At 40.4% G+C, this 12,602-nt stretch carries 9 protein-coding genes and 1 other annotated feature (1 of these 10 only partly in view); of the genes, 7 read left to right on the forward strand and 2 right to left on the reverse strand.

Translation table 11 applies throughout. From position 1 onward, the window contains the following. Window positions 1–2: 2 nt before the first annotated feature. Window positions 3–1,556: a stage V sporulation protein B gene (spoVB, locus tag AC59HZ_RS01415; RefSeq protein WP_496544136.1), complete on the reverse strand. Its 1,554-nt coding sequence runs from the start codon at window positions 1,554–1,556 to the stop codon at window positions 3–5. Window positions 1,557–1,695: 139 nt separating this feature from the next. Between spoVB and AC59HZ_RS01420 the strand changes: the two genes are divergently transcribed. From AC59HZ_RS01420 to dtd, 6 genes are all read left to right on the forward strand, one after another. Further along, window positions 1,696–1,992, forward strand: a complete 297-nt coding sequence (locus AC59HZ_RS01420; protein ID WP_430066631.1) for a post-transcriptional regulator — start codon at window positions 1,696–1,698, stop codon at window positions 1,990–1,992. 135 nt (window positions 1,993–2,127) lie between these two features. Beyond that, window positions 2,128–4,389 (forward strand): protein translocase subunit SecDF, encoded by a 2,262-nt coding sequence (gene secDF, locus AC59HZ_RS01425; RefSeq protein ID WP_496544137.1) that lies wholly within the window; start codon window positions 2,128–2,130, stop codon window positions 4,387–4,389. 97 nt (window positions 4,390–4,486) lie between these two features. After that, complete coding sequence (gene recJ, locus AC59HZ_RS01430; protein ID WP_496544138.1) at window positions 4,487–6,850, forward strand: single-stranded-DNA-specific exonuclease RecJ; 2,364 nt, start codon at window positions 4,487–4,489, stop codon at window positions 6,848–6,850. Continuing rightward, window positions 6,841–7,353, forward strand: a complete 513-nt coding sequence (locus AC59HZ_RS01435; RefSeq protein WP_496544139.1) for an adenine phosphoribosyltransferase — start codon at window positions 6,841–6,843, stop codon at window positions 7,351–7,353. The genes recJ and AC59HZ_RS01435 overlap by 10 nt, the downstream gene beginning before the upstream one ends. 210 nt (window positions 7,354–7,563) lie before the next feature. Continuing rightward, window positions 7,564–9,759, forward strand: coding sequence for a RelA/SpoT family protein (locus AC59HZ_RS01440; protein WP_496544140.1), 2,196 nt, complete (start codon window positions 7,564–7,566; stop codon window positions 9,757–9,759). Between the two features lie 11 nt (window positions 9,760–9,770). After that, window positions 9,771–10,214 (forward strand): D-aminoacyl-tRNA deacylase, encoded by a 444-nt coding sequence (gene dtd, locus AC59HZ_RS01445; protein ID WP_496544141.1) that lies wholly within the window; start codon window positions 9,771–9,773, stop codon window positions 10,212–10,214. Between the two features lie 34 nt (window positions 10,215–10,248). Here the strand turns inward: dtd and AC59HZ_RS01450 are convergent, their stop codons facing one another. Next, the gene (locus AC59HZ_RS01450) at window positions 10,249–12,018 is read right to left on the reverse strand and encodes an N-acetylmuramoyl-L-alanine amidase family protein (protein ID WP_496544142.1); all 1,770 of its coding nucleotides are present in this window, start codon (window positions 12,016–12,018) and stop codon (window positions 10,249–10,251) included. A gap of 122 nt (window positions 12,019–12,140) precedes the next feature. Here AC59HZ_RS01450 and AC59HZ_RS01455 point away from each other — a divergent pair, with 122 nt between their 5' ends. Further along, window positions 12,141–12,362 (forward strand): hypothetical protein, encoded by a 222-nt coding sequence (locus AC59HZ_RS01455; protein WP_496544143.1) that lies wholly within the window; start codon window positions 12,141–12,143, stop codon window positions 12,360–12,362. Between the two features lie 60 nt (window positions 12,363–12,422). Then, window positions 12,423–12,602 (forward strand) — a binding site (T-box leader) (it continues 61 nt past the right edge of the window).

Below are 12,602 nucleotides of genomic sequence, written 5' to 3' on the forward strand. Positions count from 1 at the left end.
CTTTAGCGAAAGGCAAAAAAGTTTCGTATCCACGGTATTCGCTGCAGTTCTTCTTTTTTGAGAAGACCGAAAATGATTAACATGAAAATGTAGGAAAAGCTCATCCCCGAAACTGAGATTAAAACACGAATTGTTAACGCTTCTTTTAGAAGAATATTTTCAAATAACCAATAGCCAAGCCATCCTGAAGCCGCCATGACAAGAAATCCCTTCAAATAATCGCGAATATAAAAGGAAAAGGCCACTCGCTTCATAACTGTTGCAAAATGAAGGATGGTAACTAAAACAAAACCAACAATAATCCCAAGAGCTGCGCCAGTAATTCCAAAGGATGGCTGGGAAGCAAGTAAGAAGATGACAGCTGTTTTCACTACGGCTCCGATGAGACTATTAATCATGGCCGCTCTTGCCAAATTTAATGCTTGAAGGACGGCCTGTAAGGGTCCTTGATAATAAAAAAGCAAAAAGAATGGAGCCATGATTTTAATAAAATAGGCTCCCTTCGTAGAGCCGTACATGAGCTGCATTAGTGGGTCCGCCAATACATATAGGACGATGACAGCAAGTCCCCCTGATAAAAAAACAAAACGCAGTGCTTGCTGGAGCCTGTATTCGATTAATTTATGATTATTTTTTGAATTGGCTTCACTAATTGCCGGAACCAGTGAAGTTGCTAAGGAAAACGTAACAAAAGAAGGAAGCATTAACAGCGGCATGGCGTAACCAGTTAAAGCTCCATACTGTTTCGTTGCATTCACGGCTAGTACACCTGCAAGGGCTAAACTGTGGGCCACAACGATTGGCTCAAAAAACCAGGCTAATGATCCAATCATCCTGCTCCCCGTCGTGGGCAGGGCGATTTCCATTAGTTCTTTAAAGGTCCGCTTACCTTTATGAACAAATTGGAAAAAATTTTTCCTCAGTTTAAAACGCTTTTTTAATTTAAACATGGTCAGTAAATAAATAAGGGATAGTAATTCACCTAAAACAGAAGCGGCCATGGCGGCTGCCGCTGCATATTCAACCCCATAGGGGAGGAAGGTTTTTGTAGCAGTTGCAATCAGGGTTATTCTCACAAGCTGTTCTAAAATCTGAGAGACAGCGGAGGGACGCATGTTTTGTCTACCTTGGAAGTATCCTCTTAACACTGAAGAAATTGCGATAATTGGCAGTGCTGGTGCAATCGCTATTAAAGGATAATACGTTCTTTGATCGGTAAAAAGCGTGTTGGAAAGTATTGGTGCTAGTAAAAGCAATGCCGGAGTAATAAGGATGGAAAGTCCAATGGTGATGGCAAGGGAAACCACCAGAATTTTTTTAATTTCACCATAGTCCTTTCTTGCTTCCGCCTCGGCAATATTTTTGGAGATGGCAACTGGGAGCCCAAGCTGAGTTATCGTAACCACGAGGATAAACGTGGGGTAGGCCATCATATATAAGCCAACACCTTCTTCGCCAATGCTGCGAGCTAGCACGATTCGATAAATAAACCCCAGGACCCTTGTTATAAAACCGGCCACTAATAGGATAAAGGTCCCTTTTAAAAACTTCGACATTCTACTTCCCACCTTCTCAAAATAGGCGTTATCATATACAATTAACTATATGCATCATAGTGGACAAAGCATGACAAGTTGTCTTGGCTTTTTGCAAAGGTTCAAGAACTTTAGGGACTTCTCTCAGGGGGTAGTTAAAATGGATAACAGCCATAAATATGATCATTTTCGTACCCAGGTACAGCCGGCCTTAAAAAGTAAACTTTTTGAGTTTCGCTTACTAGGAATTGACTCAGTAACGGAAAAGGAGCTTTGGAATTTTTTAATTAAGAAAAAGTGGAAAAAGGTAAAAGATGAAATGAAGCTGTACGAAATGATCCAAGAAATACTCTCTGTCAAGGTTAGCGATTATATGAACTTTGCTACGATTGAAGCCTTTAAAACGGCTGAGTTCTCTTTTGATGATGAAAATGAATGGAAAGAGCTATTGAAATAGAGCGTTTTCATTTATTTGTAAATTGACACAGTTTCTTACTTATTCCATAATAATAGCAGTGACTTTTTTATTATTTTTATATAGGACTTGCAGGTAAAAGTGCTATGCACACGCTCTAAGGAGGAACAATACATAATGGTAAAACGCAGTAGAATTATTGCTTTCTTGCTTGTGGTTCTGATTCTCGGAAGCACAATGGGGGCAACCACGAAAAACATCTTAAACAATATGAAGCTTGGACTTGACCTCCAAGGAGGATTTGAGGTCTTGTACGAGGTACAGCCAGCGAAAAAAGGACAGAAAATTGACAAAAATGTCCTAGCTAGTACGGCTGAAGCCCTTGATAAGCGGATTAACGTGCTGGGCGTAAGTGAGCCGAATATTCAAATTGAAGGTAATAACCGCGTTCGCGTTCAGCTTGCCGGGGTAAAAGACCAAAATAAAGCACGTGAAATTTTATCTACACAAGCTAACTTATCCTTCCGTGATGCCAATGATCGTCTGATGATGGACGGGTCTGACTTAAAGCAGGGCGGAGCGAAGCAAACCTTTGACCAAAATGGAAATCCAAGCGTTTCTTTAACATTAAAGAGTGCGGATAAATTCCGGAAGGTCTCTGAAGAAATTATGAACATGAATCCAAATGTTCTTGTTATTTGGCTTGATTTTGAAGAAGGAAAAGACTCCTTTAAAACAGAAGTAACAAAGCCGAATCCGAAATATTTATCTGCACCAACTGTTAAACAAGTTTTCAATCAAGACACTGTATCCATAGTCGGAAGCTTCACTGCGAAAGAAGCTCAAACCTTGGCTTCTCTTTTAAATGCAGGTTCCTTACCAGTAAAGCTTAAAGAGGTATACTCTACTTCCGTCGGAGCCAAGTTTGGAGAACAAGCCTTACATGACACGATTTTAGCGGGAATCGTCGGTGTCATCATCATTTATCTGTTTATGCTTTTCTATTATCGTTTTCCAGGTTTCATTGCAACTATTACGTTATCCATTTATATTTATCTCGTCCTATTGATTTTTGATTGGATGAATGGAGTCCTGACCTTGCCGGGAATCGCGGCGATTATTTTAGGGGTCGGTATGGCCGTCGATGCCAACATTATTACGTATGAACGGATAAGAGAAGAACTTAAAGTGGGCAGAACGATTAAGTCAGCCTTCCAAGCTGGTGAGAAGCATGCATTTACTGCGATTCTTGACGCTAACTTAACAACCATCTTAACCGCAGGTGTCCTTTTCATCTATGGGACAAGCTCGGTAAAAGGGTTTGCGACCATGTTAATCGTGAGTGTTCTTATGAGCTTCCTAACCAACGTTTACGGTGCACGGTTATTATTAGGACTTTGGGTGAACAGTGGTTTATTGAAGGATAAACCAGGTTGGTTTTCTGTACGCCAGTCACAAATTAGATCTCTTACCGAAAATATTGATACAGTTAATCTCCCTACAAGATTTGATAAAATTGATTTTGTTAAAATTAGAAAACCAATTTTTGCTATATCGGGTGTTCTGCTCGTAGCAGGTATCATAATTCTTGCCATTTTCCGCATGAATTTAGGAATTGATTTTTCAAGTGGAACACGTGTAGAAGTTCAATCTAATACACCATTAACCACTGAAAAGGTGGAAGCAGCATTTACCAAGCATCATTTAACACCAGATGATATCGTCATTTCCGGTGATAAAAAGCAAATTGGCGCAGTCCGAATGCTCGGGGTTATGTCAAAAAATGAAATTGCTGATTTAAAAGCGGATTTCAAAAAGCAATTTGGCTTTGAGCCGAATGTCAGCACGGTTTCTCCGACTGTAGGAAAAGAACTAGCGAAAAATGCCTTTTTTGCGATTTTGTTTGCATCAATCGGTATTATTCTCTATGTATCTGTTCGCTTTGAAGCATACATGGCAATTGCTGCCGTTGCCTCCATCCTTCATGATGCCTTTTTCATGATTGCGATCTTTAGTATTACAAGACTGGAAGTAGATTTGACCTTTATTGCGGCAGTATTGACCATCATCGGTTATTCCAACCATGATACGATAGTTACATTCGATAGAATTCGCGAAAATATGCGCAAGAAAAAGCGTCTTAAAACGGTTGAGGATATTGCCGAGGTCGTAAACGTAAGTATCCGTCAAACGTTAACACGGTCTATTAACACCGTCTTAACAGTACTCATTACTGTGGTTTGCTTAATGATTTTTGGAAGTCCATCCATTCTTAATTTCTCTATCGCGTTGTTTGTGGGATTAATTGTAGGTGTGTATTCTTCCATCTTTATCGCAGGATCTTTATGGTATGTACTGAAATGTAGAGAGCTGAAAAAGAAAGGCGTCATTAATACAGTTAAAGAAAAAAGAAAATATTCTGATCAACCGCAAGTATAATTTTTAGAAAACCGCAGAGATTCTGCGGTTTTTTCTTTTGATTGAAAGCTGATTCCTGCTCCTGTATAATAAGATAGTCTGAGGGGTGAATCTACTAATGTTGAACTCAAAAACAAGATGGATTGTTCGTAAATCCGATGACCAACTTGTTAACATGCTTGCAAATGAATTGAAAATTACACCTCTAGTTGCATCGTTGCTTGTCAATCGTGGAATAGATACCGTAGATTCTGCACGGTATTTTTTATTTGGAAAGGATGAATTCCACGACCCCTATTTGTTAAAAGGGATGGACATCGCGGTGAATAGAATACGTAAAGCTATAGATAATCAAGAACCGATTCTTATATTTGGGGATTATGATGCCGATGGAGTCAGCAGCACTTCAGTTTTAATGATTACTCTTCGCGACTTAGGTGCGAATGTTCAGTTTTACATCCCTAATCGCTTTACAGAAGGCTATGGTCCTAATGAAACTGCCTTTCGTCGGGCAGCTGAGTCTGGTATAAAATTAATTATTACTGTTGACACTGGAATATCTGCAATTCATGAAGCAAACGTAGCTAAAGAGCTGGGGCTTGAGCTTATTATTACCGATCACCACGAACCGGGGCCAGTACTTCCTGAAGCACTTGCTATCATACACCCGAAGCTTCCAGACAGCATATATCCGTTTCGTGAGCTGGCAGGAGTCGGCGTTGCCTTTAAAGTAGCACATGCTTTATATGGAGAATTGCCTGAACATTTGTTTGAGATTGCCGTAATCGGTACAATTGCCGATTTAGTATCTTTAAAAGGTGAAAATCGCTTAATTGCTAAAAAAGGTCTCGAAAAATTAAAGGTAACAACTAATATAGGATTAAGGGCTGTTTTTAAATTGGCAGGAGTAGATTTATCGGCGATTAACGAAGAAACAATCGGATTTACTCTCGCTCCTAGGATTAATGCTGTCGGCCGTTTGGAAGATGCAGATTTGGCGGTGCAGCTTATCTTAACAGAGGATCCTGATGAAGCAGGCCATCTAGCGCAAGAAATGGATGACCTTAATAAAACAAGGCAATCGATCGTTAATACAATTACACTTGAGGCAATCGAAGAAGTGGAACAGAATTATCCGATTGACTCCAATAAAGTTCTCGTCATTGGAAAAGAAGGCTGGAATGCCGGAGTTATTGGGATTGTTGCCTCAAGACTGGTAGAAAAATTTTATCGCCCTACGATTGTTCTGAGCTTCGATCGAGAAAAAGGGTTGGCAAAAGGATCGGCACGTAGTATTGCCGGTTTTGACCTGTTTCATAATTTATCTACCTGCCGCGACATCCTGCCGCATTTTGGCGGACATCCAATGGCAGCGGGGATGACTTTGAATTTGGATGATGTGGGAGAGCTCCGTCAGAGGTTAAACCATCTTGCAGATGAGTTAATGACAGAAGAAGATTTTATGCCGGTAACCTATCTTGACGAGGAAGTTCAACTTGATGATATCCATTTGTCGGCATTAGATGAATTAAATCTATTAGCCCCTTTTGGTATGGACAACTCCAAGCCAAAAGTTTTAATAAATAATGTTGATATTTCTACTATTAGAAAAATTGGCAGTGACCAAAACCATTTGAAAATATTAGTGAATGATAATGGTGCCACATTGGATGGGGTGGGGTTTGGATTAGGTCCATTAGTTGATAATATTTCTCCAGCATCAAAAATCTCATTCATTGGAGAATTATCGATAAATGAATGGAACAATATACGTAAACCGCAAATTTTTATCCATGATATGGCCGTACAGTCCTGGCAGCTATTCGATTATCGTGGACAAAAGCGAATCAATTCTATTGCCAATCTGGTTCCAAATGAAAATAGAAAAATTATTATTTTTAACAAAGAGCATTATGAAAAAATAAACGCACAACTTCAGCTTGAAACCATTCTTATTCAAGATATGGAAGAAGCTCAAGCCTTCGATGGCTTTCAGGCAAACATCGTACTGGTTGATCTTCCGCCATCAAAAGAACTTGTTGCTCAATTATTGAAGGGGAAGCAGCCAGCAAGGGTATATACCTATTTCTATAAAGAGTCCAGCGATTTTTTCAGCACCATTCCAACCCGGGATCATTTTAAATGGTTCTATGCGTTTCTGTTAAAAAATGGCCCGATTGACCTTAAACGTTACGGTGATGATATTGCAAAGCAGCGCGGCTGGTCAAAGGAAACGATTTACTTTATGTCAAAGGTGTTTTCTGAGCTGGATTTTGTTACAATAAACAATGGATTTATAACTTTACAAAGATCAACGCAGAAGCGTGATTTAACTGACTCAAGAACCTATCAATTAAAACAAGCACAATATGCTCTTGAAAGAGATTTATTGTTTTCATCCTTTCAGGAATTAAAAGGCTGGTTCGACGAAGTCATTCAAGAGTCGGTTGAAAATGAGGAGGCAGTAAAAGGATGGATTTAAAACCATTTATCTCAATCGTAGAGGATTACCCAAAACCTGGAATTAAGTTTAAAGATATTACTCCTTTAATGAATAATGGCGAAGCATATAAATATGCAACAGACCAGATTGTTGCGTATGCTCAAGATAAGAATATCGATATTATTGTTGGACCAGAAGCTAGAGGGTTTATTATTGGCTGTCCAGTTGCTTATTCACTCGGAATCGGCTTTGCTCCAGTTCGTAAAGAAGGAAAGCTTCCACGCGAAACCATTAAGGTTAACTACGGCTTAGAATATGGAAGCGACATCTTAACCATCCATAAGGATGCTATCAAGCCTGGACAGCGTGTCCTCATTACAGACGATTTATTAGCTACAGGAGGCACCATCGACGCTACAATCAAATTAGTAGAACAGCTTGGCGGCGTTGTTGCTGGTATCGCTTTCTTAGTGGAATTAACCTATTTAGAAGGCAGAAGCAAGCTTGAGGGTTATGATATTTTAACATTATTGGAATATTAATGAATATAAGGGGGCACTCGGCAGGCGGGTGCTCTCTTTACTATAAAGAAAATCGACATTTTTTTCGAAAATGTTGAAAAAATCTCTCAATCTCTTTACATCTTTGGTATTTTTTTCGATAATAGAAACAATCATTCTAATTTAGGAACTATTTTTTATAGGATGACATTTATATATATATAAAATTGAGATGAAAATAAAGGTGATTTCATGGCGAATGATCAAGTGTTAACAGCCGACCAAGTCATCGACAAGACTAGAAAATACTTAAATGAAGAACATGTGGAACTCGTGAAAAAAGCGTATGAATTCGCGAAGCATGCTCATCGTGAACAATATCGAAAATCAGGCGAACCATACATTATCCATCCTATCCAGGTTGCAGGCATCCTCGCTGATCTGGAGATGGATCCGGCAACGGTCGCGTCTGGTTTTCTCCATGACGTTGTTGAAGATACTAATGTATCCTTAAAGGATATTGAAGTAGCCTTTAATGCCGAAGTGGCTATGCTTGTCGATGGAGTAACCAAATTAGGGAAAATTAAATATAAGTCGCACGAAGAGCAGCAGGCTGAAAACCACCGAAAAATGTTTGTGGCAATGGCACAGGACATCCGGGTCATTCTCATAAAGCTTGCTGACCGTTTGCATAATATGCGGACATTGAAGCATCTTCCTTTAGAGAAACAGCGTCGGATTTCAAATGAAACACTTGAAATTTTTGCCCCTTTAGCGCATCGTCTTGGTATTTCTAAAATTAAGTGGGAGCTGGAAGATACAGCATTACGATATTTAAATCCGCAGCAATATTACCGGATTGTTAACTTAATGAAAAAGAAGCGTGCCGAGCGGGAGCAATATTTAGAGGACGTCATCGACGAAGTCAAGAGCCGGATGAATGAGGTATCCATAAAAGCCGAACTTTCTGGAAGACCCAAGCATATATACAGCATTTATCGGAAGATGGCCCTGCAAAATAAGCAATTCAGTGAAATATATGATTTACTGGCCGTTCGAATTGTTGTCAATAGTATTAAAGACTGTTATGCGGTACTAGGCATCATTCATACGTGCTGGAAGCCAATGCCTGGGCGTTTTAAGGATTATATTGCAATGCCAAAGCCGAATATGTATCAATCCCTGCATACAACCGTCATAGGACCAAAAGGGGATCCGCTTGAAGTTCAGATTCGGACGTTTGAAATGCATCGGATTGCCGAATTCGGGATTGCGGCCCACTGGGCATACAAAGAAGGTAAGGCGATAAGTGACAGCTCAACCTTTGAGCAAAAATTAACCTGGTTCAGAGAAATCCTGGAATTCCAAAATGATACGCAAAATGCGGAAGAATTTATGGAATCATTAAAGATCGATCTGTTTTCCGATATGGTTTTTGTGTTTACACCAAAAGGCGATGTGATCGAATTGCCTTCCGGTTCAGTTCCTATTGATTTTGCGTACCGCATTCACTCTGAAATTGGCAATAAGACGATAGGGGCAAAAGTGAACGGCAAGATGGTGACGCTTGACTATACGCTTAAGACCGGGGATATCATCGAGATTCTTACTTCCAAGCATTCCTATGGTCCAAGTCAAGATTGGCTAAAGCTGGCACAAACTTCCCAGGCGAAAAATAAAATCCGCGCCTTCTTTAAAAAGCAGCGCCGCGATGAGAATATTGTCAAGGGAAGAGAGCTTGTTGAAAAAGAAATAAAGGCGATGGAGTTTGACATTAAAGAAATCCTCACTTCTGATAATTTAAAAAAGGTTGCGGAAAAGTTTAATTTTACGGGTGAAGAGGATATGTACGCCGCAGTAGGTTATAACGGAGTAACTGCTCTGCAGGTGGCCAACCGTTTAACAGAGAAATGGCGGAAAAAGCGCGATCAGGAGCAGTCGGCCAGCATCACCAACGCGATAACGGATTTAAAGGCATTTCCTTCTACCAAGAAACGAGAGTCTGGTGTCCGTGTTCAAGGTATTGATAACTTGTTAATTCGTTTATCAAGATGCTGTAATCCGGTTCCAGGTGATGAAATTGTCGGATTTATAACAAAAGGCCGCGGCGTGTCTGTGCATCGTTCTGATTGTACGAACATTGATTCCAATGATGCCCAGTCCAGATTAATTCCGGTTGAATGGGAAACCTCTCTAAATGACCGAAAAGAATATAATGTCGATATCGAAATCAGCGGTTATGATCGCAGTGGACTTTTGAATGAAGTTCTTCAAGCTGTAAATGAAGCGAAAACAAATATTTCAGCTGTTACTGGTAAATCTGACCGAAATAAGATGGCGACAATTATTATGTCGATTGCCATTCATAATGTCAGTCATCTCCAGAAGGTTGTAGACCGGATCAAACAAATCCCGGATATTTATTCGGTGCGCCGAATCATGAATTAAGGAGTTACAAAATGCGAGTTGTAGTACAGCGAAGTAAAGCTGCCCAAGTAACCGTTAATGGCGAAATTACTGGGCAAATTACAAAAGGGTTTGTCCTCCTTGTTGGCATTACCCATGAGGATAGGGAAGATGATGCAGCCTATTTGGCCGATAAAATTGTCAACCTTAGAATCTTTGAAGATGAAGCGGGAAAGATGAATTTTTCCCTTCTAGATGTAGGCGGAGAAATTCTTTCTGTCTCCCAATTTACGCTTTATGGGGATTGCAGAAAAGGAAGAAGACCTAATTTTATGGATGCAGCAAGACCGAAGCAAGCTGTCGAACTTTATGAAGTATTTAACACTATGCTTCGTGAAAAAGGAGTTAAGGTTGAAACAGGCGTATTTGGGGCGATGATGGATGTCTCACTCACAAATGACGGTCCAGTTACCTTAATCGTTGAAAGTAAAGCATAAAAAAGGCTTGGCACTTAATAAGTGCCGAGCCTTTTTAATTCTCTTTAAAAAATCGAGCTAGTCCATCATATAATCCAGATGCAGCGTTTTCTTGGAACACACCGGAAGTTAGCGTCATTTCTTCCTCAGGGTTGCTTAAATAGCCAAGCTCAATCAAAGTGGCTTTTTGACTATTTTCTCGAATTACATGGAAATCACCAGACCGCACGCCGCGGCTTGTCAATTTTGTTTGCGCGATGGTGGAAGCAAAAATCGTATCTGCCAGTGCTTTTTGGTAGGAATGATAATAATAGCCAGTCATACCGCGGACACTGCGGTCTAAATTGCTGTCATAGTGCAAACTGATAAAGGCATCTGCCCGGTTCGCACTCCCTAAACTCACCCTTGACGGGAGTGTAAGATAGGAATCATTATTTCGGGTCATATAGACATTCGCACCAGCGGCAGATAATTTATCATATAAAAGACGAGCTGTCCGAAGAGTAAGGTCCTTCTCCAGTGTGCCGCTCGCTCCAGTTGTTCCATTATCACCGCCGCCATGACCAGGGTCCAGTACAATGGTTTTATTTTTTAAATAGCCTTCTGCGCCGGACTTCTCAATCCTCGGTGCAGAACCGTTTGAAGAAACAATCCAGCCGGCAACGAAACCGGATTTTCCATTTTTAAGCTTGATTTCATACCAATCATTCTTAACGCTGACAACCGAAAAAGTTTCTCCTTCATTCGCACGTTGAACCACGTCCGATTGTACATTTGCATTTTTACGGATATTGGTACCGTCCTGCAGTATGGTAATAGTATTTTCTTTTCCTGTTGATTGACCAGTACTTGATTTTCCAGATGATTTTTCAAGATACCACCCGGCTACCCAGCCGAAACTACCATTCTTATACTCTATTTTTGCCCAATTATTATTTTCTTCTAAAATGGTAAAACTTTGTCCCTTTGTAACACTGCCAATGATGGCTGCATTCAACGATGCGCTTGAGCGGACACTAAGACTGTTGGCTGTAACAGTGCCAGAAATACCGCTGGCATTTGCCGGCTTGTCCACCTTTTGGGATTCAGCCTGTACATCAATGAACTCTGATCTGACCCATCCTTTCAGGGTGCCGAATCCAACCTCAGACCAACTCTTTTGTTTATCATAAATCGTTACGATTGTCCCTTTGGTAAGTTTCCCGAGAACCGAACTTGATGATGAAGGCTCCTTCCGGACGTTTAAGGTATCACCATTTACAACACCCGATGTTGTCCCCTTCGAAGTAGTCGATTCCGGTTTCTTTTCGGGCTGCCCAGTTTGTATAACTAAAAATTCTCTAGCAACCCAGCCTTCGCCAAAGGTGGAGGTGATTTTATACCAGTTTTCGTTTTGGGCGAGGACGGTAACTTCCTGTCCTTTATTTAAGAAGCCGACAATTTGAAAGCTTGTCCCAGGCCCGGAACGAACCCTTAATTGATCGGTATTGGCTTTTGCAACCGTGCTTGCGGAATTTACGTTAGAAGCTGCATTCGCTGTTTTTTGTTCATTTTCTTTTGTAACAAGCCAATTTACAACCCAGCCTGTCTTGCCAAAAGAAAGCTGGATTTGGATCCAATCGTCCTTTTCTTTGACGATTGAATACTTTTCGCCTCGGTTTGCGATTTTAACAAGCGGATAGCTTAATCCGGGACCACTGCGAATATTGGCTGTATCACTTGAAATGATGATGGAACCACTTGCTGCGCTGCTTTTTCCTTGCGGCAGGAAGGCTCCGAAAAAAAGAATTAAAGATAAGAGCAGTAAACTAAACTTTTTGGACATTCTTCCCCTCCTTGTCTAATTCCTTATTTTATCGTAAAAACTAGTGAAAATCATTCCTAAACTGTAAAATTTGGCCAACAAAATCTCAAAATTCCTCTTACCCATGCAATTTTTTCACAAGGATGGAAATAATAAGCCTATCGAATGAAAAGGCAGAGGTGATTGGCATGAGATCAAGTGACAAAGGAATGAACATCCAATCCATGAATGGACGGATATTTGGGGTGGATTTTCATGATTTTATTGAAAAAGAACAGCACGCGTCATCCATTGAACTTGCATCCGAATTCGGGTTGACGATGAGTGATGTCAGAAAGTTAAAAAAACTTTTAGGGAGATCGTAAAACTCTCTTGACAAGGCGCGCGATGCTCCGTATTATTATATAAATATAAAACATACTCGGATATAACCAATGATGGAGCATAGTAGTTAAGCTAACCCATGAAAAGAGAGGAAATGCCCCAGGCTGAAAGCATTTCTGCATGTGTCTTAATGAAGGAACACTCCGTAGGTTTCTCTCTGAAAAAGTCTTGGCTCTATTAGGAGAAGAACGTAACAGGCGTTAACTGTTTAAGAGGAAGCA

The sequence above is a fragment of the Neobacillus sp. DZ-9 genome (assembly GCF_059587065.1).

Excerpts from the sequence above, each read along its gene's own strand:
- spoVB (WP_496544136.1), bottom strand. The coding sequence starts at position 1,556 with ATGTCGAAGTTTTTAAAAGGGACCTTTATCCTATTAGTGGCCGGTTTT.
- AC59HZ_RS01420 (WP_430066631.1), top strand. The coding sequence starts at position 1,696 with ATGGATAACAGCCATAAATATGATCATTTTCGTACCCAGGTACAGCCG.
- secDF (WP_496544137.1), top strand. The coding sequence starts at position 2,128 with ATGGTAAAACGCAGTAGAATTATTGCTTTCTTGCTTGTGGTTCTGATT.
- recJ (WP_496544138.1), top strand. The coding sequence starts at position 4,487 with ATGTTGAACTCAAAAACAAGATGGATTGTTCGTAAATCCGATGACCAA.
- AC59HZ_RS01435 (WP_496544139.1), top strand. The coding sequence starts at position 6,841 with ATGGATTTAAAACCATTTATCTCAATCGTAGAGGATTACCCAAAACCT.
- AC59HZ_RS01440 (WP_496544140.1), top strand. The coding sequence starts at position 7,564 with ATGGCGAATGATCAAGTGTTAACAGCCGACCAAGTCATCGACAAGACT.
- dtd (WP_496544141.1), top strand. The coding sequence starts at position 9,771 with ATGCGAGTTGTAGTACAGCGAAGTAAAGCTGCCCAAGTAACCGTTAAT.
- AC59HZ_RS01450 (WP_496544142.1), bottom strand. The coding sequence starts at position 12,018 with ATGTCCAAAAAGTTTAGTTTACTGCTCTTATCTTTAATTCTTTTTTTC.
- AC59HZ_RS01455 (WP_496544143.1), top strand. The coding sequence starts at position 12,141 with ATGGAAATAATAAGCCTATCGAATGAAAAGGCAGAGGTGATTGGCATG.